Consider the following 22836-nt stretch of genomic DNA (forward strand, 5'->3'; position numbering starts at 1 on the left):
CGTCTCATCATCGAGAGCCCCCCAACGAAAACGGCACGCCCCTTGCGGAGCGCGCCGTGATGCAGTCGGGCTGAGGCCTGGTTTTAAGCCTGCATGGCCCAGCCTTCGACCGCCATGGCCGCCTGGCGGACGGCTTCCGAGCGGGTCGGGTGGGAGTGGCAGGTGCGGGCAATGTCTTCCGACGAGCCGCCGAAGGCCATGGTCATGCAGGCCTCGCCGATCAGTTCACCGGCTTGCGGGCCATAGATGTGCACGCCCAGGACCTTGTCCGTAGTGGCGTCGGCCAGAACCTTCACGAAGCCCTCGGTCTCGTGGTTGATCTTGGCGCGGCTGTTGGCGGCGAAGGGGAACTTGCCCTTCTTGAAGGCGACGCCCGCGGCCTTCAGCTGCTCTTCGTTCTTGCCGACCCAGGCCACTTCCGGGCCGGTGTAGATGACGCTGGGGACCAAGTCGTAGTCGACGTGGCCCGGCTTGCCCGCGATCAGTTCGATTACGGCCACGGCGTCTTCCTCGGCCTTGTGCGCGAGCATGGGGCCATAGGTGACGTCGCCGATGACCCAGACGCCCGGCGCCGTGGTCTTGAAGTGGTCGTTGGGGATGACGCCGCGCTTGTCGGTCTCGATGCCGACCGTCTCCAGGCCCAGACCGGCGGTGTAGGGACGGCGGCCGATGGCCACCAGAACCACGTCGCCTTTGAGCGTCTCAGCCGCGCCGCCGGCCGAAGGCTCGATCGTCAGTTCAACGCCGTCCTTGGACGAGGTCGCACCGGTGACTTTCGTGCCCATGCGGAAGGTCATGCCCTGCTTGGTCAGGCCGCGCTGGAAGGCGGTGGCCACCTCGGCGTCCATGCCGGCGCCGACCTTGTCGAGGAACTCGACCACCGTGACCTGGGCGCCCAGACGACGCCAGACCGAACCCAGCTCCAGACCGATGACCCCCGCGCCGATGACGATCAGATGCTTGGGCACCTTGGGCAGGAAGAGGGCGCCGGTGCTGTCGATGACCTTGCCGTCCTCGAAGGCGACGCCCGGCAGCGGGGTCGGCTCGGAGCCGGTGGCGATGACGATGTTCCTGGTCTCATAGGTGGTCTTGGCGCCGTCGGCGGCCTCGACCTCGACCTTGCCCGGACCGGCGATGCGGCCGCGACCCTTCAGCCAGACGACCTTGTTCTTCTTCATCAGGAACTCGATGCCCTTGGTCAGGGCTTCGACGCTGTCGTCCTTGGCCTTGTGCATCTGGGCCAGGTTCAGCTTGGGCTTCACCTCGATGCCGATGCCGGCGAATTCGGTGTTGGCGGCCTCGTACAGCTCCGAGGCGTGCAGCAGGGCCTTGGACGGCATGCAGCCGACGTTCAGGCAGGTGCCGCCGAGCGTAGCGCGCATTTCGATGATGGCGACCTTCAGACCCAACTGACCGGCGCGAATGGCGGCGTTGTAGCCGCCCGGCCCGCCGCCGATGATCACTACGTCGTAGGTCTGGGGAGCGGCGTCGGCCATGGATATCCTCTGATCGGTCTGGCGCTGGGAAGGAAACGGCGCGGACACTAGCGCCGACCCCGGCGGGGTCAACCGCCAGGCTCCATATAGGACCGGATTGCACGCGGGGCCATGCCGACGAAAGCCAAAGCTGCAACGCCCCGTTCCGAACGGCAAAGGGCCGGGCGTCGCCGCCCGGCCCTCCGTGGTTCGTTGACCGAAGCGATCAGTACTTGAAGCGCACGCCGACGAAGGCGTTGTAGCCGAACTTCTCGTACTCATAGGTCCGCTCGCGCGAGCCGTAGTATTTGATCCCGGCCGAGTCGGTCAGGTTCTTGGCCTCGCCGAACACCTCGACGCCGTTGCCGAAGTCGTAGCTGGCGGTGAAGTCCAGCTGCTCGCGGCCTTCGACATAGAGGTCGAGGTCGGCGGTGTCGGCGTTGATCTCTTCCAGATAGTCGCTGCGCTTGGTGTAGGACAGGCGGGCCGAGAAGCCGCCCATCTCGTAGAAGAGGGCCGCGTTGTAGTTGGTGTCCGACTGGCCCGGCAGGGCGAAGGTGTCGCGACCGCCGTAGTTCTGGGCCGTCTTGATCTCGGCGTCCGTGACCGTGAAGTTGGCGAAGACGCCGAAGCCCGACATCCAGCCCGGCAGGAAGCCGAACTTCTGCTGCCAGTTCAGCTCCAGACCCATCAGGTGGCCTTCGGGCGCGTTGATCGGGGTCTCGAAGTCAGCCTCGCCGCCGCTGGCCAGGTCCTCGGTGTAGTTCAGGATGTAGCGATAGTCGCTGAGGTCCTTGTAGAAGACATTGGCCGAGACCACGCCCAGCGAGGCGAAGTAGTACTCCAGACCCGCATCGAAGTTGTTCGACAGGGTCGGCTGAAGGTCCGGGTTGCCGATCTCATAGGAGATGTCCAGGCCGTCCGTTTCCTCAACGCGGCGCGGAACGATCTGGCTGAACTCCGGACGCGAGATCGAGCGCGTCAGGGCGACACGACCGATCAGGTTGTCGTTGAAGGCGTGACGGACGGTCAGGTTGGGGAAGAACTCGGTGTCGTCGCGGCTGACGGCGGCGGTCGAAAGCGCGCCGTCGATCACGGTCGGGGCGGAACCATCGAAGTTCGTCTGCTCGACGCGCAGGCCGACGGTGATGTTGGTCGCGCCGACATCGAAGCGGGCCTGACCATAGCCGGCCAGGATGTCCTCCTGGGCCGTGTAGTCCGCCGTCAGCGAGTCAGGCATCCGGCGCGGCGAGGCGGCCTTGGCGGCGGCCAGATAGGCGTCAACCAGACCCTTGTCGTACTGGGTTCCCAGGCGATAGCCGAAGTTGCTCCCCTGGGCGTCGCCCCACAGAGAGGCGAGCGTGCCCGGATTGGCCGAGGCGGCGCGGTCGCGCTGACGCTCTTCATCGGCGTCGACCTCGCGGGAGGCGTACTTCAGGCCGAACTTCCAGGCGACCTCGCGACCGGCGAACTGGCTGGGGATTTCCAGGTTGGTGCGGAAGGCGACGTCCTCCTGCTGGGTCGTGTTGGAGCGGAAGGTGTTCTCACGGAACGAGAAGTTGCCGGGCGTGGCGAAGAAGCCGCTCGCCGTGTCGCCGAAGATCGGATTGCCCGGCGCATAGAAGTAGCTCGGGGCGTAGTGGTTGCGCGTGTCGTAGCTCAGCGTGGTCGCGCTGGAGCGATAGATCAGTTCATCGCGGTGCGGATAGGTCTGCTCGCTGTTGGCCCAGGACAGGTCGGCGTCCCAGACCATGCCGTTGTCGAAGCTGTGTTCGCCGCCCAGGACCAGGGTGGTGATCTCGTTGTTCTGGGTGCGGTGACGCAGGCCGCGATAGATGCGGGCCCCGGTATAGGTCGCGGTCGTGTTGGTCGCGCCCGGCTGCAGGGCGCCGTCGGCGTAGCCCAGGATCAGGGTGTTGCGGTATTCGTCGTCCTCGAAATCGGCGTAAGACCCGCGAACATACAGGCGGGTCTGGTCGGTCGGACGCCACTCCAGGGCGCCGGTCAGGGCCTGACGGGTGCGCTGGGTCTCATACTGCTTGAACAGGGTCTCCTCGAGCACGAAGACGCCGTCTTCCTCGACCCAGGCATTCTCGATGTTCTCGGGGCGGCGGTTGGTCTCGGAGTAGCTGAGCGACAGAAGAGCGCCGAAGGTCTGGTTCGGACCGAAGAGGTTGGAGACCGTAGCCCCGGCGCGAACATCGTCGCCGCCGTAGTCGTTGTAGCTGCCGCCGGCGTAGCCGCTGAAGGCCAGACGGCGCGTGTCGAAGGGCGAGCGGGTCTTGATGTTGACGGCGCCGGCGATGGAGTCAGCGTCCTGGCTGGGCAGCAGGGTCTTGGAGACCTCGATGTTGGAGACGATGTCGCTGGGCAGGGTGTCCAGGTCGACCGCGCGGGTGCCGGGATCGACGGCCGGCACGGTCACGCCGTCCACCGACACGGCGGTGAAGGCCGAGGGCGCGCCGCGCACGTTGATGTAGCGGCCCTCGCCCTGGTCGCGCTGGATGGCGATGCCGGGGACGCGCTGAAGCGACTCGGCCACGTTGGGGTCGGGGTAACGGCCGATAGCGTCGGACGACAGGACGTTGATCGTGCCGTCGGCGTTCTTCTGCTGGTTCAGCGAACGGGCCACGCCGTCGGTGATGACGCCCGTCACCACCACGTCGGCCACCGTGGTCACGTCGTCCCCGCCCAGGGTCACCGTGACCTGCGCCGCGCGGCCCGGGGTCAGCACCACCGACTGGCTGGCGTGCGGCAGGCCGATGTAGCGCACGTCCAGCACCACATCGCCGGTCAGGCCCGGCAGGCTGAACTCGCCCTGGGTGTTGGAGACGGCGCGGCGGCCCGAGCCGCGAACGATGATCTCGGCGCCCGGCAGGGGCGAGCCGTCAGCGGAGACCACGCGGCCGAACAGGCCGTCGCCCGCCGGCTCGATCGCGGCGCTGGGCGCGACATCGGCGGCCTGGGCGGCCACAGCGAAGGTGAGCGGCAGAATAGCGGCGCTCAGCAGAAGGCGAAGTTTCATTTCAGTCATCCCCGTTCGCCGGGGCGCATCACGCTCCGGTCCATGGGGTGGGCTGGCTAACGACGTGCGGCGACGCGGCCGCGACGGTTTCACGAAAAGGAATCTGCGAACGGACCACAGAGACGCGACAAATCCTCCAGAAACGGAGGGACTGTCATTTCGGAGAAATCAGATCGTCACGGGAACGTCGGAGCCTGAACGCGAAACGGGGCCCGATCTTGCGATCGGACCCCGTGTTCCAGTCTCGACATGGAGCGGGCGAGGCGATTCGAACGCCCGACCCCAACCTTGGCAAGGTTGTGCTCTACCCCTGAGCTACGCCCGCACTCCGTAGGGAACAGTGTGCTGCGCCCCGTCGAGGAGGGGCTTTTAGCCGACCCTTCTCAGAACGCGCAACCCCCTTTTTTCATTTTCCGCTTTTCGGCTGCATTTTTTCGAATAGCTCTGAAATTTCAAACGCAAACGGCCCCCGCATCATCCCTGAAAGGGAGAATGCGGGGGCCGTTCAAAATGACCGCTACGGATGATCGCTCCGCACCAACCCGCTCAAGCAGCGAGCCGCCGCGCGGCGAGCGACAGCGGCTTCAGCCGCGCGGAGGATCAGCGCGGAGCCAGCCGGATGGCCCCGTCCAGACGGATGCATTCGCCGTTGATGTAGGTGTTCTCGGCCAGGTGCAGGGCCAGGGCGGCGTAGTCGGCCGGCGTGCCCAGACGCTTGGGGAAGGGGATCATGGCGGCGAGGGCGTCCTGCACCTTCTGGTCCATGCCCGCCATCATCGGCGTCCACATGATGCCGGGCAGGATGGTGTTGACCCGCACGCCCTCGTTCATCAGGTCGCGCGCCACCGGCAGGGTCATGGCGTAGACCCCGCCCTTGGAGGCAGAATAGGCGGCCTGGCCGATCTGGCCGTCCTGGGCCGCGACCGAGGCGGTGTTGACGATCAGGCCGCGCTCGCCGTCAGCCATCGGCTCCAGCGTCACCATGCCCGCCGCCGACTGCGACAGGACACGGAAGGTGCCGAACAGGTTGATCGAGACGGTGCGCTCGAACTGGGCCATGTCGTGGGCGCGCGGCTCTTGCGTCTCGCGGTTACGCGACACGGTCTTCTGGCCCGTGGCGATGCCGGCGCAGTTGACCGTGAGGCGCTCCTGGCCGTGGGCGGCGCGGGCCTTGACGAAGCCGGCGGCGACGCTCTCGTCCGAGGTCACGTCCACCTTGCAGAAGACGCCGCCGATCTCCTTGGCGATCTCTTCGCCGCGCTCCTCGTTGAGGTCGAACAGGGCGACCTTGACGCCCTTGGCCGCCAGGGCCCGCGCCGTGCCTTCGCCCAGGCCCGAAGCCCCGCCCGTCACCACCGCCGCAATCGAACCGTCGAGTTTCATGAAGATCGTCCCTATATTCTGGTGAACCGAGTGTCTGCGCGAGGATTTAGCGGCCATGACCGCCAAAGCCAAACCCGCCTCCCCCACCGAGGCGATCAACCCTGAAAAGGCCTTGGTCCCCACGGTGCAGAGGGTCAATGAAATGCGTGTCCGGAAGGGCTTCTGGCCCAAGCTTCGCAGCACCGCCTCACGCATCCCCTTCGCAGGGCAGGCCCTGGCCGCCTGGTACGCCACCCAGGACCCGCAGACCCCGATGGCGGCCAAGGGCGTGATGCTGGGCGCCCTGGCCTATTTCGTCATGCCGGTGGACGCCATTCCAGACGTCTTCGCCGGGATCGGCTTCACGGACGACGCGGCGGTGATCGCCGCCGTCCTGGCGACCCTCGGCGCCCACGTGAAGCGCAAGCACCACGACCAGGCCGAGGCCGCGCTGAAGCGCGTCCGCGAAGAGGCTGAGAGCTAGCGCTCCAGCGGCTTGGCCCGCCACCAGCCGGTGACGGAGTAACGCGGCCCGCCTGCGAACGGCGCGACGGTCGAGACCGCGTGCATCTGCGGCACGGCGAAGACGTTCAGGGCGCCGAAGCTGGGGACGAAGGTCTCGGTGATGTCGCCGCCCTCGTCGAGGAACTGCAGCAGGCCGCCCCACTCCGCCCGCCAGCCCGGCGACAGGTTCAGGACATAGGCGTAGAGCCGCTCGGTCTTCGGATTGGCGTCGCTGTGGCGGTTGAGGAAATGCCCCGGCAGATAGCGGGTCACCTGGCCGTCGGAAAAGGCGATGCGGTCGTCGCCGGTCAGGCGGCGCGCGAAGTCCAGAAAGGCCTTGGTGTTAAACAGGTCCAGCAGGTCGAACAGAACCTGGGGCGTCGCCGCCCCCGCCTCGCGCGCGGGCCCCAACCGCAGGCGATCGAACAGGAACTGCAGCCCCTCGGTCGCGCCGGCATAGGCCTGCTGCGTCACATGAGCCTGATCCTCGGGCGAGGACGCGTCCAGCGTCGCCACCGGAATGTCGGCCCCCAGCGGGTTGAGGAAGGTGCGAACCCAGGGCTGCTCGGGCGCAAGCACCGCCGCGTGCAGGGCCTCGGCCCCCTCGCCGAACAGGCCGGGCACGCGGGTGCGGCCGGTGCGGGCCAGACGCTCGGCGGCGGCGGCGACGTCCGCCTCGCCTACCGCCAGCTTCAAAGCCGGATCGAGAAGCCTGCTCATTCGTCGGTCGTCACGACAATCTTGCCCATGGCCGTCCGGTCGCCCAGGACCTTGATGGCGTCGTGAGCGTCCTGCAGCGGATAGGTGCGGCTGACGCGCGGCTTGATCTTGCCGTCCTTCCACAACTGCATCAGCTCGGCCATGTTGGCGGCGTGGGCCTTGGGATCGCGCGCCACCGCCGCGCCCCAGAAGACCCCGATCACCGAGACCGACTTCAACAGGGTCAGGTTCAGCGGCAGGGACGGAATGCCCGCCGGGAAGCCGACCACCAGATAGCGGCCGTTCCAGTCCATGGCCCGCAGGGCCGGCTCGGCGTAGTCGCCGCCGACCGCGTCATAGACCACGTCTGCGCCGTCGCGGCCGGTGGCCAGCTTCAACTCGCCTGACAGCGACTTCTGCGCCGCCTTGTCCATGGGCCCGGACGGATAGATCAGGCCATTGTCAGCCCCCAGTTCCAGGGCGAACTCCACCTTGTCATTGGTCGAGGCGGCGGCGACCACGCGCGCCCCCATGGCCTTGCCCAGTTCGACGGCGGCGGCGCCCACGCCCCCGGCCGCGCCCAGCACCAGCAGGGTCTCGCCCGGCTGCAGGTTGGCCCGGTCCTTCAGCGCGTAATAGCTGGTGCCATAGGTCATGGTCAGGGCGGCGGCTTCCTCGAAGCTCATGCCCTCGGGCATGGGGATCAGGCTGGAGGCCGGGACCGCCAGACGCTCGACCAGACCGCCCCAGCCCGGCACGGCGATGACCCGGTCGCCCTTGAACACGCCCTTGACGCCCTCGCCCACCGCATCGACCACGCCCGCCACCTCGCCGCCCGGCGAGAAGGGGCGCTCGGGCTTGAACTGGTACCTGTCCTCGATGATCAGGGTGTCGGGGTAGTTGATCCCCACCGCCTTGACCTCGATCACCACCTCGCCCGGCTTGGGCGTGGGGTCCATGATCTCCTCGACGACAAGGCTATCAGGGCCGCCGACGGCCCTGGACAGGACTGCGCGCATATTCTCTTAATCCTTGCTGGGGGAGGGCTCGTCGGCACGGATCCAGCCCGTGATCGAGTAGCGTGGCGCTGTCGCAAAGGGGGTCACAAAGCTGACCGAGTGGTTTTGCGGTACGCTGAACAGATTGAGGGCGTTCATGCGCGGGGCGTAGGCCTCCGCCAGATGGCCGTCTTCATCAATGAAGTTAAGCAGACCGCCCCAGTCAGAACGCCAGTGCGGCGTGAGATTCAAAACATAGGCGAACAGCCTCGCCCGGCCCGGCTGATAGTCGTCATGCTCTGTCAGGTAATGCCCGGGCAAAAACCTGGTGGCTCGCGCATCGACGTACCGCGCCTCGCTCGTCCCCGTCAGATCGCGGATGAAACCGAGGAACTCAGGTCCGTTCAGGAAGCGGTAGAAAGCGTTATAGAGGGGATTGACCCAATCGCCACGGACGATCGCCGTATCGATCCGAACCGTGTCGAACATGTAGTGCAGGCTGCCTGGCTGGCCGAGAACCGCAGCCGCTTCGTCATGGGACGCAGCCATAAGCCCCGCCTGCTGCTCTGGGCGCATGCCATTGATGGCCTCGACGGGAATGTCGACATTCTGTCGGCCGCTCATGGTGCTCCGCAGCCACAGCTTTTCGGTCGCAAGAGCCTGATGAAGCCTCACGGCGTCCTCGGGGCTCAGAAAGCCCGGCACGTGTATCCGGCCAAAGCGACGAAACGCAGGCCCGAGTTGATTCGCACGCAAGGCTGGATCAATACGCGGTCGCCAGACCGCGCCTGTTGCAAGACTGTTCACCGGTGCGTGCCGATACGAGCGTCGGTCATGGTTGCGCCTCCCCTGTCGATAACGCTAACAGGCTCGCTTCGCCGAGGTAAAGATCATGACTGCCAAAACCGCCCTCATCCTCCACGGCGGCGCCGGGGCCCGGCGCGAGCGCAACTACGACGCCGAGGTCGCCCATATGCGCCAGGTGGTCGAGGCGATGAAAGCAAGGCTGGACGCCGGCGCCTCCGCCGTCGACGTGGCCGTCGAGGCCGTGGTCATGCTCGAGGATTCGGGTCTCTATGTCGCCGGTCGCGGCGCCTCGCCCAATCTGGCGGGGGCCTATGAACTGGACGCCAGTCTCATGGACGGCGCTTCGGGCAAGGCCGGTGCCGTGGCCGCCCTGCAGGGTTTCCGCAACCCGGTCGTCGCCGCCCGCGCCGTCATGGACCGCACCCCCCACGTCATGCTGGCCGGCGAAGGCGCCGCCCTGTTCGCCCATGATCAGGGCCTGGAGCCGATCGGCGATGAAGAGGCCTGGTTCACCCGCGCCGGCAAGGGCGAGGACAATCATCCGCCCGGCGGTCTCAGCCACGGCACCGTCGGCTGCTGCGTTCTGGATAGTGAAGGCCGCCTGGCCGCCGCCACCTCGACGGCGGGCGTGTTCGGCAAGATGCCGGGCCGCGTCGGCGACACCCCCATCCCCGCCGCCGGCACCTGGGCCGACGACCATGCGGCCGTCTCCTGCACCGGTCAGGGCGAGTACTTCATCCGCGTCGCCGCCGCCGCCCGCACCGCCTTCGGCGTGGCCGCCGGCCAGACGCTGGCCGAGGCGTCGCAGGCGACCATCGACCGCATCGGCGGTCTGGGCGGCGACGGCGGCCTGATCGCCCTGGACCGCGAGGGCAATATCGCCCAGCCCTACAACAGCCAGGGCATGAAACGCGCCTGGCTGACGACCGACGGCGAGATCGGGGTTCAGGTCTTCGATCAGTAATTCTTCTCCGCTCATCCCCGCGGAGGCGGGGACCCAGTGCTTTGGGATCACATGCTGCCGCGCCTAATTGATCGCAACTTCACCCACGCTCGGCGTGTGAGGTTCTTACTGGGTCCCCGCCTCCGCGGGGATGAGCGGTGGATGTAGGGCCCGCCGCGCTTCATTACAGAGCCGTAAGGTGCGCGGCGGGATTTGACGCTGATAGGGTCCGGTCAACCTGCCCCCGGCGCTGCTTGAGGGGCGACCGGAACCTGACGCCCATGAAGACCCGCCTGATCCTGACCGCCTGCGCCTCGGCCCTGCTGCTGGGCCTGCCCGCCACTGCTTTCGCCGAAAGCGCGGCGCCCGTGACCGCAACCGCCGCCGCCCAGGGCGGGGTGGCCGTGCCGCCGCTCGGCTTCACCAAGCGCGTGCTGGCCAACGGCATGGAGGTCTATACGGCGCGCGACGCCTCGACCTCGAACGTCACGGTGCAGGTCTGGTACCGCGTCGGGTCCAAGGACGATCCGGCCGGCCGCTCGGGCTTCGCCCACCTGTTCGAACACCTGCTGTTCAAGGCGACGAAGAACATGCCGTCGGAGACCTTCGACCGTCTGACCGAGGACGTCGGCGGCATGAACAACGCCTTCACCGCCGACGACGTCACCGCCTATTACGAGGTGGTCCCTGCCAACCACCTGCAGCGCATCCTCTTCGCCGAGGCCGACCGCATGGGGTCGCTGGTGGTCGATGAAGCGACCTTCGTCTCCGAGCGCGACGTGGTGAAGGAGGAATACCGCCAGCGCATTCTGGCCAGCCCCTATGGCCGCCTGTTCGGCCTGTTCACGCCCGAAACCATCTATCAGGACCACCCCTATCGCCGTCCCGGCATCGGCTCGATCGAGGAACTGAATGCCTCGACGCTGGACGACGTCCTGCGCTTCCACGCCACCTACTACCGACCCGACAACGCCATGCTGATCGTGGCGGGCAACTTCGATGAGGCCCAGTTGGACGGCTGGGTGAACGAATACTTCGCCCCGCTGAAGCGTCCGACGACGCCCATGCCCGTCAATGATGTGAAAGAGCCCGAGCCGACCGGCCCGCGCACCGCCACCTACTACGCCCCCAACGTGCCCCTGCCCGCCGTCGTGCTGGCCTGGAACACGGTGGCCTACAAGGACGCCGACCGCGCCGCCCTGACCGTGCTGGACGGGGTGCTGTCCACCGGCGAATCGAGCCGTCTCTATCGCTCTCTGGTCTACGACAAGCAGATCGCCGCCTCGATCGGTTCCAACCCCGACTTCGCCCAGCAGGCCGGAAATCTGACCGCCTACGCCATCATGGCCGACGGCCAGACGGTCGAGGCTGGCAAGACGGCCCTCGAGGCCGAGATCGCCCGCCTGCGCGACGCCCCGATCACCGCCGCCGAACTGAGCGAGGCCAAGAACGAGTTGGTCGCCAACGCCCTGCGCGGCCGCGAGAGCATCGACGACCGCGCCACGACGCTGGGCATGGCCCTGATCATGACCGGCGACGCCACCGCCGCCGACCGCGAGATCGCCGAGATCCAGGCCGTCACCGCCGCCGACGTGCAGCGCGTGGCCCGCCGCTATCTGACGCCGCAGCGCCAGATCACCATCAACTACCTGCCCGCCGACGAGGCCCATCCGGCCAGCGTGCAGAAGATGAACGTCGACGCCCCCGTCACCGTGGCCGAACTGGCCCCCGCCGGTCCGGTCGCCGTCCTGCTGCCGGAAGCCGAGCGCGCCCGCCTGCCCCAGCCGGGCGCGGAAGTCGCCCCCGCCACCCCCGCCGTGGCCGACTTCCGCCTGGCCAATGGGATGCGGGTGCTGGTCGCCCCGACCGAGGGTCTGCCCCTGGTTTCGGCCCGCCTGAACTTCAACGCCGGTTCGGCCAATGATCCGGCAGGCAAGCCGGGCGTCGCCTCCATGACCGCCAGCCTGCTGACCCAGGGCACCAAGACGAAGTCGGCGCCCGAGATCGCCACCGCCATCGAACAGCTGGGCGCCAACATCGGCGCGGGCTCCGGCGCGGACTTCACCAATGTCTACGCCAATGCGCCCAAGGACGTGTTCGGCCGCTCCCTGAGCCTGATGGCCGATCTGGTGCGCAACCCGGCCTTCGCCGCCGAGGAGCTGGAGCGCCAGCAGTCGCAGACCCTGGACGGCCTGCGCGTGGCCCTCAGCCAGCCCGGCTCCATCGCCGCCCAGTCGGTCGGCCGCGTCGTCTACGGCGACGCCCCCTACGGCGCGCCCGGCGGCGGCACCCTGACCAGCGTGCCGGCCATCACCCGCGAGGACGTGGCCGCCTTCCACGCCGCCCGCTATCGCCCGTCGCAGGCCACCATCGTCTTCTCGGGCGCCGTGACCCCGGCCGAGGCCCGTGAACTGGCTCAGGCCGCCTTCGGCGACTGGCGCGACCCGTCGACCGCCGCCCCCGCCCCCGTCGCCAAGGCCGGCCAGACCCTGGCGCCGCGCATCGTCGTCATCGACCAGCCGGGCGCAGGTCAGGCCGCGGTCACCGCCGCCATCCGCGGCATCAAGCGCGCCGACGCCGACTACTTCCCGCTGACGCTCGGCAATACGCTGCTGGGCGGCGGCTTCTCCTCGCGCCTCAATCAGGAAATCCGCATCAAGCGCGGCCTGTCCTACGGCGCCCGCTCCTCGGTCGGCGCCCAGCAGGACGTCGGCGTCTTCACCGCCTCGACCCAGACCAAGAACGAGACGGCGACCGAGGTGGCCGACCTGATCCTGGCCGAGGTCGGCAAGCTGGGGAGCGCCCCGGCCACCGAGGCCGAACTGGCCCCGCGCCGCGCCGCGCTGATCGGCGGCTTCGGACGCTCGCTGGAGACGGTGGACGGTCTGGGCGGCCTGGTCGCCAACCTGGCCCTCTATGACCTGCCGATGAGCGACCTGGCGGACTACGCCGGGCGCGTCCGTTCGGTCACCCCGCAACAGGTCGAGGCCGCCTTCGCCGAACACCTGCCCACCGACCGCGCCAGCCTGGTCATCGTCGGGGACGCATCCAAGTTCATCGACGCCCTGCGGGCCAAATACCCCAACGTCGAGGTCATCCCCCTGACCGACCTGAACCTGAACAGCGCGACGCTGAAGTAGAAGCAGGCGTCATCCCGGCCAAGCTCCGCGCAAGCGGAGCGCAGAGCCGGGACCGCCCAAGACACCGCGCTTCCTGTGGTCCCGGATAGCGGCTCCGCCGCTTCCGGGATGACGCATAGATCAAGCCGTCAGACAGACCACCTGGGCCACGCGCAGGTCGCGCCGCAGACGGTCGGCGACCTTGCCGTAGTTGTCGGTGTTGACCTCTTCGCCCAGGGCCTTTTCATCGGCCCGCTGCTCGCCGCGAATGGCGGGAACGAAGGTGTCGGGCGCCGTGGTGTAGATCAGGCCGCGACGCGGCGCCTCGGCGATGGTCACGCCCAGAACCCGACCCCGACCGTCCAGCACCGGCGCCCCCGACAGGCCGGACAGCGTGCCCTTCAGTCCCTTGGTGCGCCCGGCCTCGGCCCAGGCCAGGACCGGCTCGTCGCGCTCGCCTCGACCCCGGACCTTAAGCGTCTCGCGGCCCAGCAGGCGCGAGGCCACCTCGCCGGGATTGCCCTGCGGGAAGCCCGGATGGAAAGCCCGCTGCCCCTTGCGCAACGGCGTCTGGGCGGCGACCGGCAGGGCGGGCGGGCCGCCCTCGGTCAGCAGCAGGGCCACGTCGGCGCGTTCAGCCAGCCGCACATCGGCGGCCAGGGCGCGCCCGCCGCCGATCACCAGGGCCGGGCGCCGGCAGCCCTCGACCACATGGCGCGCCGTAACCCACCGCCCGTCGCCGGCGATGGAGAAGGCGGTGCCGGAGGTCGGCTGTTCGGACTCCTCGGGGGCGAAAACGGTGACGGCGGGATCAAACGGCGTCACCGGCCCCAGCAGGGGCCCATGGGCCTCATCGTCCTCGGGCAGGTGCGGGGCGTCGGCCTTTTCACGTCGGCCCAGGGACACGATCAGCAAGGCGCCGACCACCGCCGCATAGATGGTCCAGTCGGGAAGACGGGGAAAGCCCATCACGGCGCCGCCCTCAACCCGTCAGGGCGGCGGCCAGGATCAGGGCCGTGGCCAGCTTGGCGCCCGCCAGCACCACGGCGGCGGCGACCTCGCCCTTCTCGATGCGCTGCGGCAGGCCGGTCAGCAGCAGGTCGACCACGCGGAAGGCCAGCAGTTGCAGCACCACCGTCGCTACGCCCCAGATGGCGATGTCGCGGATCGAGGTCGAGATCGACAGGGAGACGGCCAGCGGAATGGCCAGCCCGACCAGCACCCCGGAAAAGGCCACGGCGGCGGCCGGATTGCCCTGACGGATCAGCGCCACCTCGCGCCACGGCGTCAGCAGGGCATAGACCGTCGCCCCGATCGCCAGCAGGCCGAAGGTCACGACCAGATGCAGCACCAGAATCGGAAAACCGGTGGCGAAGGCCTGAACCTCGGGACTCGACAGCACGCTGGGCAAAGACGACGCGTCCATGATGTGCGAGCCCGCAACCTCCAGCTGAAACGGAACGAAAGCAAAACAAGCCTTGCCCGATCCGCCGCCCCTTCCGCAAGGGCGCCGGGGCCACACCCGATCAGGAAAACAGCGTTACCTCGGAGCGGACGACATCATGCCGCCGCGACGTCGTCCGAGCCCGCCTCGCGTTCGGCCTTGATCCGGGCGCTGGCCCGCTGCTTCTCGCTCTCGGACTTCAGCTGGCCGCAGGCGGCGAGGATGTCGCGGCCGCGCGGGGTGCGGATGGGCGAGGCGTAGCCGGCCTTGTTCAGGATGGCGGCGAAGCGTTCGATGGTCTTCCAGTCCGAGCATTCGTAGTCGGTGCCGGGCCAGGGGTTGAACGGGATCAGATTGACCTTGGAGGGGATGCCCTCGATCAGCTTGACCAGGGCGCGGGCCTCGTCGGGGCTGTCGTTGACGCCCTTCAGCATAACGTATTCGAACGTCACCCGGCGGGTGTTGGCCAGACCCGGATAGGCGCGGATGGCGGCCATCAGTTGGTCCAGCGGATACTTCTTGTTCAGCGGCACCAGGACGTCGCGCAGGGCGTCGTTGGTGGCGTGCAGGCTGATGGCCAGCATGGCCGCCGTGCGGTCGCCCAGGGCCTGAAGCTGCGGCACCACGCCCGAGGTCGAGACGGTGATGCGGCGGCGCGACAGGGCGATGCCCTCGTTGTCCGAGATGATGTCGATGGCGTCGGAGACGCTGTCCAGATTGTAGAGCGGCTCGCCCATGCCCATGAAGACGATGTTGGACAGGCGGCGGTCTTCCTTGGGCGACGGCCATTCCTCCAGATCGTCGCGGGCCACCTGGACCTGGGCCACGATCTCGGCGGTCGTCAGGTTGCGGACCAACTTTTGCGTGCCGGTGTGGCAGAAGGTGCAGTTCAGGGTGCAGCCGACCTGGGACGAGACGCACAGGGCGCCGGCCCGGCCCACGTCAGGAATATAGACGGCCTCGACCTCAATGCCCGGGGCGGTGCGGATCAGGTATTTGCGGGTGCCGTCCTTGGAGATCTGACGCTCGACGATCTCGGGGCGGGCCAGGGTGAAGGCCTCGGCCAGAGCCGCGCGGGTCTCCTTGCCGATGTCGCTCATCAGGGCGAAGTCGGTGACGCCGTAGTGGTGGATCCAGCGCCAGACCTGCGAGGCGCGCATCTTGGCCTTCTCAGGCGGGCAGATGTTCGCTTCGATCAACGCATTGCGCAGGCCCTCGCGCGTCAGACCGGACAGGTTGACGGGGGCTTTAGCTGCGGCGGAAGCACGCGAAAGGTCGAGCGTGATGCTCAAGGCTGAATATCCTGCGGCGGGGGTGAAGCGGCGGCGTCTAGCACAGATGGGACCTCTTGTCGCCTCCAGCCAGTCCGGCAGGGTTGAACCCGCCGTCCCCAGACGCTAGAGGGGCCGCGTTGGGGAGTAGCTTCCGGCGTCTGCCAGTCGGGATCGCGTCAACACACTTGCTCTGGCTTCAGGGCATGGCGCGATCAGCGGATTTCGTCCGCCTAGCGAGACCAGCACGATCCGGGGGCCGAGCCGGCCTGCGCCCGGACGTGCTGTCACGCGCCCGGCTTGAGTGTTCTGTCCATGACCCCCATCGCCATCGCCGTGCTGTCGCTGAGCATGTCCGCCGACGCCTTCGCCGCCGCCATCGGCCGGGGGGCGCAGCATCGCCCCACCCTGCCCCAGGCCCTGCGCTCGGGCCTGGTCTTCGGCGTGATCGAGGCCATCACCCCGCTGATCGGTTTCGCCCTGGGCGTCGCCGCCGCCGGCTTCGTCGAGGCGGTCGATCACTGGATCGCCTTCGGCTTGCTGGGCGCCGTCGGCGGCAAGATGATCTGGGAGGCGCTGAAGCCCGACGACGGGGCCGATGAGGAGGCCGAGGCGAAGAAGGCGGCGTCGCGCGGCCTGATCGCCCTGGTCGCGACCGCCGTCGGCACCTCGATCGACGCGGGCGCGGTCGGCGTGGGCCTGGCCCTGCTGGGCGAGAACATCTGGCTGATCGCCGCCTGTATCGGCGCCACCACCTTCGCCCTGGCGACGCTCGGCCTGCTGATCGGCAAGGCGGCGGGGGCGCAACTGGGCAAGATCGTCGAACTGATCGGCGGGGTCGCCCTGATCGCGCTGGGGCTCAAAATCCTGATGGAGCATCTGGGCGTGCTGGCGATCTGAAGCCTGACCTTGCATCCGGGCGTCAGGTGGCGGAACGTCGCGCGTCGCCCTCTCGTTACACCACCAGTCGCAAGGAAGTCACGATGCGCGCCGTCTTCATCCCGATCATCCTCGCCGCTCCCCTTGTTCTGGGAGCCTGCGCCAGCAACAAGGCCTTCCCGACCTATCAGCAGGAATACGACCGACTGAGCGCCGAATGCACGGCGGGCGGCGGCATTCTGACCACGTCCGGAGCCCAGACCGGTCGCCCGCAAACCGACTACGTCTGCAAGATCATCGGCAGCCCGACGCGTATTCCGCGGAACTAGGAATATCCGTGGTGGTTGGAGGCAGCGACCTCCTTGGACCCACACCGGGCCATGCCGTGAGGATCGCCGTCTGAGGCGTATTCCGGCGCATTACCCAATGTCGGCTTTCGACCCTAGGCGGACGTTGACCACTTGTAGCTGATGAACCCGTCTTCGGTTTCGAGAAGTAGGCGCCGGTCATCGTGACCACTTGGCAGTTCGCGACATGCCCAAAGGCAAGGCTCAGGCACCTCAATGCCAGCATACCGCCTGAGGTATTCAGTCACGGATTGAGAGCCGGGCAAATCACCGAGTGGGACCGAGTCGGGCAACACGCCCTCGAAGCCATGGGCAAATGCAAAGCTATTAAGGCTCGGAAACGGGAAGTCGCTCCGACGTGCTGTCGTGACCTCCAAGCGCTCTTCAGCGCTTGGGTTCTCAAACTCGAACTGATCGATGATTATGGTCCGCATGACGGGAGCCTAGTTATGCGAGCGTCGGCTTTCCACCCTTAGCGGACATTTCGCGAGCCTGCTTTCGGCGCCAGGCAGGGGGCCGCAGCCTCGAGTACAGATCGAAACGCTCGGCCTGCATGGGTCTAAAGCTGCAGTTCCCCCGAAAAACTGCACCTCACTGATTTTACCAGAGAAACCAGTGGTGGTTGGAGGCGGGATCGAACCGCCGACCTGTGGGTTATGAATCCACCGCTCTAACCATCTGAGCTACCCAACCCCTTACGGGACCTCGCGCGGGGTCGTGACCGACCGGGAGGCGCGAGAGGCGTGCGTATATCGCCGCCTTCCCTCGGGTTCAAGCCGCTTAAGCACGGAAATCGCACGGGACGATCGGTCGCGGGCGGTTTCGGCTCGCGCCGGGAACGGCAAGGCTTCATTCTGGATTGCACAATCTGCTGTTCAGGAGAGCCCCATGCGCCCGATCGTCCTCGCCGCTTCCGCCTCACTCCTCGTTCTCGCCGCCGCCTGCGGGGCCAACGGCCAAGACGCCGCCCCCGGCGCGCCGGTAGAGACCCGCCCGGCCAACAACCCTGATCAGAAACCGGCCTTCGAGGGCCAGACCCGCGCGCCGGGCGTGCGCACCGAGGCGCCGCTGAGCCACAGCGTCGTGGCGACCGGCCTGGTTCACCCCTGGGGCCTGGCCCTGCTGCCGGACGGTCAGTGGCTGGTGACCGAGAAACCCGGCCGGATGCGGGTGGTCTCGGCCCAGGGTCAGGTCGGCGAGCCGATCACGGGCCTGCCCGCCGTCGCCGCCCGCGGCCAGGGCGGACTGCTGGACGTCATCCTCAGCCCGACCTTCGCTCAGGACCGGCTGATCTACTGGTCCTACGCCGAGCCCCGTGACGGCGGCAACGGCACCGCTGTGGCGCGCGGTCGCCTGTCGAACGACCTGTCGAAGGTCGAGAACGTGCAGGTCATCTTTCACGCCCAGCCCACCTATGACGGTGACAAGCATTTCGGCTCGTCCCTGGCCTTCGCCCCGGACGGCAAGCTGTTCATTACGCTTGGCGAACGCTCCGACAAGCCGATGCGGCCCCATGCCCAGGACCTGGGCTCGCACATGGGCAAGACCATCCGCATCAACGCCGACGGCAGCGTGCCGTCCGACAACCCCTTCGTCGGCCAGGCGGGCGCAAAGCCCGAAATCTGGTCGCTGGGCCACCGCAACATGCAGGGCGTCGCCGTCCAGCCCGGAACGGGCGCCGTCTGGACCGTCGAGCACGGCACGCGCGGCGGCGACGAGATCAATCTGGATCAGGCGGGCAAGAACTACGGCTGGCCCGGCGTCGCCTACGGCATCGAGTACAACGGCTCGGCTATTCCCGAGGCCGTCACAGCCAGGGAAGGCACGGAGCAGCCGGTCTATTACTGGGACCCGGTCATCGCGCCGGGCGGCATGACCTTCTACAGCGGCCCCATGTTCCCCGGCTGGCAGGGCAATCTTCTGGTCACCGGCCTGGGCGGCAAGCAGTTGGCGCGCCTGGTGCTGGAGAACAACCGCGTCGTCGGCGAAGAGCGCCTGCTGACCGACCTGAACGCCCGCATCCGCGACGTGGCCGTCGCCGCCGACGGCGCCGTCTGGGTCATTACCGACGAGGAAGACGGCAAGCTGGTCAGGCTGGCGAAACAGTAGGCGCCGCCTTCCAAAAATCCGCTCATCCCCGCGGAGGCGGGGACCCAGTGAGAGCGCCGGTCAGGGAACTGCACATCGGTCGAAGCGCTTGGAAGCCAAAGGACTGGGTCCCCGCCTCCGCGGGGATGAGCGGGTCAGAACGGTGTCACGCGCCTTGTTACTTGACGTTGACGTAAACGTCGGGTTTCTACGCACCAAGTTTCAATTCCAGACCCGTCCCTCAAGCAGCGAGGCGCCGCGCGCCAAGCGTTAGGGACCCTAGAAGCAAGAGAGACATTCATGGCCGACGCCTACATCTACGACGCCGTGCGCACCCCGCGCGGCAAGGGCAAGAAGGACGGATCCCTGCACGAGATCACCGCCCTGTCGCTGGCCAGCCAGGTGCTGCAGGCCCTGCGCGACCGGAACGGTCTCGACACATCGAAGGTGGACGACGTCATTCTCGGCTGCGTCTCGCCGGTGGGCGAGCAGGGCGCCGACATCGCCCGCACCGCCGTGCTGAACGCCGGCTGGGCCCAGACCACGGCGGGCGTGCAGATCAACCGCTTCTGCGCCTCCGGCCTGGAAGCCGTGAACATGGCCGCCGCCAAGGTGAAATCCGACGAGGCCGACTTCGCCGTCGGCGGCGGCGTGGAGGCCATGAGCCGCGTGCCGATGGGCTCGGACGGCGGCGCCTGGCCGGTGGACCCGTCCTCGGCCTTCTCGACCTATTTCGTGCCGCAAGGCGTCTCGGCCGACATGATCGCCACCAAGTGGGGCTTCAGCCGCGCCGACGTGGACGCCTATTCGGTCGAGAGCCACAAGCGTTCGGCCAAGAGCTGGGCCGAGGGTCGCTTCAGCAAGTCGGTCATCCCTGTCCTGGACCAGCTGGGCCTGGTTCGCCTGGACCATGACGAGACCATTCGTCCGAACACGGACATGCAGACGCTCGGCGCGTTGAACGCCTCCTTCGCCATGATGGGCGAAATGGCCTTCGACAGCGTGATCAACCAGCGCTACCCCGAGGTCGAACGCGTCAACCACGTCCACACGCCGGGCAACTCCTCGGGCATCGTCGACGGTTCGGCGGGCGTCCTGATCGGCTCGCTGGAAGCCGGCAAGGCCCTGGGCCTGAAGCCGCGCGCCAAGATCCGCGGCGCCGCCTCGATCGGCTCGGAGCCGTCGATCATGCTGACCGGCCCGGAGTTCGTGACCAACAAGCTGCTGGGCCGTCTGGGCATGAAATCGACCGACATCGACCTGTATGAGCTGAACGAGGCCTTCGCCGCCGTCGTCCTGCGCTATATGCAGGCGCTCGACATCCCGCACGACAAGATCAACGTCTGCGGCGGCGCCATCGCCATGGGCCACCCGCTGGGCGCCACCGGCGCCATGATCACCGGCGTGGTGCTGGACGAGCTGGAACGCTCGGACAAGGAAACCGCCCTCATCACCCTGTGCATCGGCGGCGGCATGGGCACCGCCACCGTCATCGAACGCGTCTGATCGGGAGCGACTGACCATGGAAAACTTCAAGATCGACGTGGACGCCGACGGCGTCGCCCTGATCACCTTCGACGTCCCCGGGCGCTCGATGAACACCCTGACCTCGTCCGTCATGGCCGAGATTCCGCAGCTGGTGGAACGCATCAAGACCGACGACGCCATCAAGGGCGCGGTCATCACCTCGGGCAAGGCCTCGGGCTTCTGCGCCGGCGCCGACCTCGGCGACATCGCTGGCGGCATGATCGGCGGGGCCAGCCTGCAGGACGCCTATGACGCCGGCTGGAAGATGAACGGCGCCCTGCGCGCGCTGGAAACCTGCGGCAAGCCGGTGGCCGCGGCCATCAACGGCCTGGCCTTGGGCGGCGGCCTGGAACTGACGCTGGCCTGCCACTATCGCGTGGTCGAGAACGACAACAAGATCCAGTTGGGCCTGCCCGAGATCAAGGTCGGCCTCTTCCCCGGCGGCGGCGGCACCCAGCGCTTGACGCGCCTGATCGGCGTCCAGGCCGCCATGATGGCCATGACCGAGGGCAAGTCCTTCCGTCCCAATGACGCCAAGGGCGCCGGCATCGTCCACGAGATCGCCGAAAAGGGTCAGTCGGTCGAGGCCGCCAAGACCTGGATCAGGAACGGCGGCAAGGCCGTCCAGCCGTGGGACGACAAGGGCTTCAAACTGCCCGGCGGCGGCCCCTACCACCCGGCGGGCATCCAGAACTTCCTGGTCGGCAATGCGATGATCCGCAAGCAGACCTACGGCAACTATCCCGCCGCGACGAACCTGATGAAGGCTGTCTATGAGGGCGTTCAGGTGCCGATGGACGCGGCGCTGCGCATCGAGACCCGCTACTTCATCAAGACCCTGATGACGCCGCAGGCCCAGGCCATGATCCGCAGCCTCTTCCTGTCCAAGCAGGAACTGGACAAGGGCGCCGTGCGTCCGGCGGGCGTGCCCAAGTCGGACGCCAAGAAGGTCACGGTGCTGGGCGCCGGCATGATGGGCGCGGGCGTGGCCTATGTGCAGGTCATGGCCGGCATCGAGACCGTCCTGATCGACCAGACCCAGGAAGCCGCCGACAAGGGCAAGGCCCACGTCGAGGAACTGCTGAAGAAGCGTCTGTCGCGCGGCCAGATGACCCAGGAGAAGTTCGACGCCACCCTGGCCCTGGTCACGGCGACGACGGACTATGACCTGATCAAGGGTTCGGACCTGGTCATCGAGGCCGTGTTCGAAAACCGCGAGATCAAGGCCGACGTGACCAGGCGCGCCGAGGCGCAACTGGCTGAAGGCGCCGTCTTCGGCTCCAACACCTCGACCCTGCCGATCACCGGCCTGGCCGAGGCCTCGGTCCGTCCCGAAGACTTCATCGGCATCCACTTCTTCTCGCCCGTCGACAAGATGATGCTGGTCGAGATCATTCTCGGCGAGAAGACCGGCCCCGCCGCCATCGCCAAGGCCATCGACTACGTCCTGAAGATCAAGAAGACGCCGATCGTCGTGAATGACAGTCGCGGCTTCTACACCTCGCGCTGCTTCTCCACCTTCCTGATGGAAGGCATGGCCATGCTTGAGGAAGGCTACGCCCCGGCCCTGATCGACAACGTCGGTCGCATGACCGGCATGCCGCGCGGCCCGCTGGAGATGCACGACGACGTCGCTCTGGACCTGTCCTACAAGATCGCCAAGCAGACGGCGATCGACCTGGGCGACGCCTATGTCCCGTCGGAAGGCGCCGACATCGTCGCCAAGATGGTCGAGGGCGGTCGCTACGGCCGAAAGAACGGCAAGGGCTTCTACGACTACGCTGCCAAGCCCAAGACCCTGTGGGCGGGCCTGTCGGAACTGGCCCCGGTCAAGTTCGACTCATCGACCCCGGAACTGGTCGAGGAGCTGAAGACGCGCCTGCTCTATCGTCAGGCCGTCGAGGTCGCCCGCTGCTGGGCCGAGGGCGTCATCGACGACCCGCGCGAAGCCGACCTGGGCGCCATCCTCGGCTGGGGCTTCGCCCCCTGGTCGGGCGGCCCGATCACCCTGATCGACCAGACCGGCCTGAAAGCCTTCGTCGAGACCGCCGACCGCCTGACCGCCACCTACGGCGACCGCTTCAAGGTGCCGGAACTGCTGCGTGAGATGGCCGCCAAGGGCGAGACCTTCTACGGCCGCTTCGCGCCGGAGAAGAAGGCCGCCTGATCAGGCTGGCTTCGGACTGAACTGGAAAGGGCGGCTCCTTCGAGCCGCCCTTTTCTTTTTGCGCTACGCTCGCGACGCGGTCGCTCGCTGCTTGAGCGCGCGCCCTCGTCATCCCGGAAAGCGCGCAGCGCTTATCCGGCACCGCAGGAAGCGCCGGCGTCTCGGGCGGTCACGGCTCTGC

The 22836-nt window shown here is 67.6% G+C and carries 17 protein-coding genes, 2 tRNA genes and 1 riboswitch; of the genes, 8 read left to right on the plus strand and 11 right to left on the minus strand.

The features are described 5' to 3' along the window. Positions 1–83: 83 nt before the first annotated feature. From lpdA to ACFYLW_RS10230, 4 genes are all read right to left on the minus strand, one after another. Positions 84–1496, minus strand: coding sequence for a dihydrolipoyl dehydrogenase (gene lpdA, locus ACFYLW_RS10215; protein WP_312062958.1), 1413 nt, complete (start codon positions 1494–1496; stop codon positions 84–86). A gap of 205 nt (positions 1497–1701) precedes the next feature. Continuing rightward, positions 1702–4500, minus strand: coding sequence for a TonB-dependent receptor (locus ACFYLW_RS10220; RefSeq protein WP_312062957.1), 2799 nt, complete (start codon positions 4498–4500; stop codon positions 1702–1704). Between the two features lie 250 nt (positions 4501–4750). Beyond that, a tRNA-Gly gene (locus tag ACFYLW_RS10225) sits at positions 4751–4825 on the minus strand. 275 nt (positions 4826–5100) lie between these two features. Beyond that, positions 5101–5883: an SDR family oxidoreductase gene (locus tag ACFYLW_RS10230; protein ID WP_312065436.1), complete on the minus strand. Its 783-nt coding sequence runs from the start codon at positions 5881–5883 to the stop codon at positions 5101–5103. A 55-nt stretch (positions 5884–5938) separates the two neighbouring features. On the opposite strand from ACFYLW_RS10230, the gene ACFYLW_RS10235 reads away from it, so the two are divergent. Beyond that, the gene (locus ACFYLW_RS10235; protein WP_292085395.1) at positions 5939–6346 is read left to right on the plus strand and encodes a YkvA family protein; all 408 of its coding nucleotides are present in this window, start codon (positions 5939–5941) and stop codon (positions 6344–6346) included. Here ACFYLW_RS10235 and ACFYLW_RS10240 read toward each other — a convergent pair. Genes ACFYLW_RS10240 through ACFYLW_RS10250 form a run of 3 tightly spaced genes read right to left on the minus strand, consistent with a single transcriptional unit; the run spans position 6343 to position 8768 of the window. Further along, positions 6343–7086, minus strand: coding sequence for a 2OG-Fe(II) oxygenase family protein (locus ACFYLW_RS10240; RefSeq protein WP_312065435.1), 744 nt, complete (start codon positions 7084–7086; stop codon positions 6343–6345). The two genes, ACFYLW_RS10235 and ACFYLW_RS10240, sit on opposite strands and share 4 nt — an antisense overlap. Then, the gene (locus ACFYLW_RS10245; protein ID WP_292085393.1) at positions 7083–8084 is read right to left on the minus strand and encodes an NADPH:quinone oxidoreductase family protein; all 1002 of its coding nucleotides are present in this window, start codon (positions 8082–8084) and stop codon (positions 7083–7085) included. Before ACFYLW_RS10245 ends, ACFYLW_RS10240 begins: the two co-directional genes overlap by 4 nt. Before the next feature lie 6 nt (positions 8085–8090). Beyond that, positions 8091–8768 (minus strand): 2OG-Fe(II) oxygenase family protein, encoded by a 678-nt coding sequence (locus tag ACFYLW_RS10250; protein WP_313471908.1) that lies wholly within the window; start codon positions 8766–8768, stop codon positions 8091–8093. A 184-nt stretch (positions 8769–8952) separates the two neighbouring features. On the opposite strand from ACFYLW_RS10250, the gene ACFYLW_RS10255 reads away from it, so the two are divergent. Together ACFYLW_RS10255 and ACFYLW_RS10260 are read left to right on the plus strand one after the other, a co-directional pair. After that, positions 8953–9834: an isoaspartyl peptidase/L-asparaginase family protein gene (locus ACFYLW_RS10255; protein WP_390183006.1), complete on the plus strand. Its 882-nt coding sequence runs from the start codon at positions 8953–8955 to the stop codon at positions 9832–9834. Between the two features lie 260 nt (positions 9835–10094). Beyond that, the gene (locus ACFYLW_RS10260) at positions 10095–12953 is read left to right on the plus strand and encodes a pitrilysin family protein (RefSeq protein ID WP_312065433.1); all 2859 of its coding nucleotides are present in this window, start codon (positions 10095–10097) and stop codon (positions 12951–12953) included. A gap of 120 nt (positions 12954–13073) precedes the next feature. Here ACFYLW_RS10260 and ACFYLW_RS10265 read toward each other — a convergent pair whose 3' ends face one another. The 3 genes from ACFYLW_RS10265 to rlmN form a co-directional block, all read right to left on the minus strand. Then, on the minus strand, positions 13074–13901 hold the full coding sequence (locus ACFYLW_RS10265) for a serine protease (RefSeq protein WP_313101297.1): 828 nt from the start codon (positions 13899–13901) through the stop codon (positions 13074–13076). Positions 13902–13914: 13 nt separating this feature from the next. Further along, the gene (locus tag ACFYLW_RS10270; protein ID WP_292085385.1) at positions 13915–14358 is read right to left on the minus strand and encodes a DUF350 domain-containing protein; all 444 of its coding nucleotides are present in this window, start codon (positions 14356–14358) and stop codon (positions 13915–13917) included. Between the two features lie 134 nt (positions 14359–14492). Further along, positions 14493–15668: a 23S rRNA (adenine(2503)-C(2))-methyltransferase RlmN gene (gene rlmN, locus ACFYLW_RS10275; RefSeq protein WP_292085378.1), complete on the minus strand. Its 1176-nt coding sequence runs from the start codon at positions 15666–15668 to the stop codon at positions 14493–14495. A gap of 119 nt (positions 15669–15787) precedes the next feature. Continuing rightward, positions 15788–15956: riboswitch (yybP-ykoY riboswitch) on the plus strand. 6 nt (positions 15957–15962) lie between these two features. Here rlmN and ACFYLW_RS10280 point away from each other — a divergent pair. After that, complete coding sequence (locus ACFYLW_RS10280) at positions 15963–16547, plus strand: manganese efflux pump MntP family protein (RefSeq protein ID WP_312065241.1); 585 nt, start codon at positions 15963–15965, stop codon at positions 16545–16547. Positions 16548–16630: 83 nt separating this feature from the next. Further along, positions 16631–16855, plus strand: a complete 225-nt coding sequence (locus tag ACFYLW_RS10285; protein ID WP_312065242.1) for a hypothetical protein — start codon at positions 16631–16633, stop codon at positions 16853–16855. A 634-nt stretch (positions 16856–17489) separates the two neighbouring features. On the opposite strand, the gene ACFYLW_RS10290 is transcribed toward ACFYLW_RS10285, so the two are convergent. Beyond that, a tRNA-Met gene (locus ACFYLW_RS10290) sits at positions 17490–17566 on the minus strand. A 195-nt stretch (positions 17567–17761) separates the two neighbouring features. On the opposite strand from ACFYLW_RS10290, the gene ACFYLW_RS10295 reads away from it, so the two are divergent. The 3 genes from ACFYLW_RS10295 to ACFYLW_RS10305 all read left to right on the plus strand — a co-directional run bounded on the left by ACFYLW_RS10295 (position 17762) and on the right by ACFYLW_RS10305 (position 22655). After that, the gene (locus tag ACFYLW_RS10295) at positions 17762–18982 is read left to right on the plus strand and encodes a PQQ-dependent sugar dehydrogenase (protein WP_312065243.1); all 1221 of its coding nucleotides are present in this window, start codon (positions 17762–17764) and stop codon (positions 18980–18982) included. A 279-nt stretch (positions 18983–19261) separates the two neighbouring features. Next, positions 19262–20467: an acetyl-CoA C-acetyltransferase gene (locus tag ACFYLW_RS10300; protein ID WP_312065244.1), complete on the plus strand. Its 1206-nt coding sequence runs from the start codon at positions 19262–19264 to the stop codon at positions 20465–20467. 16 nt (positions 20468–20483) lie between these two features. Beyond that, entirely contained in the window at positions 20484–22655 is a 2172-nt protein-coding gene (locus tag ACFYLW_RS10305; protein ID WP_312065245.1) for a 3-hydroxyacyl-CoA dehydrogenase NAD-binding domain-containing protein, read from the plus strand. The last annotated feature ends 181 nt before the right edge of the window (positions 22656–22836 follow it).

Source organism: Brevundimonas sp. NPDC007368, from assembly GCF_042869015.1.
Classification (GTDB): domain Bacteria; phylum Pseudomonadota; class Alphaproteobacteria; order Caulobacterales; family Caulobacteraceae; genus Brevundimonas.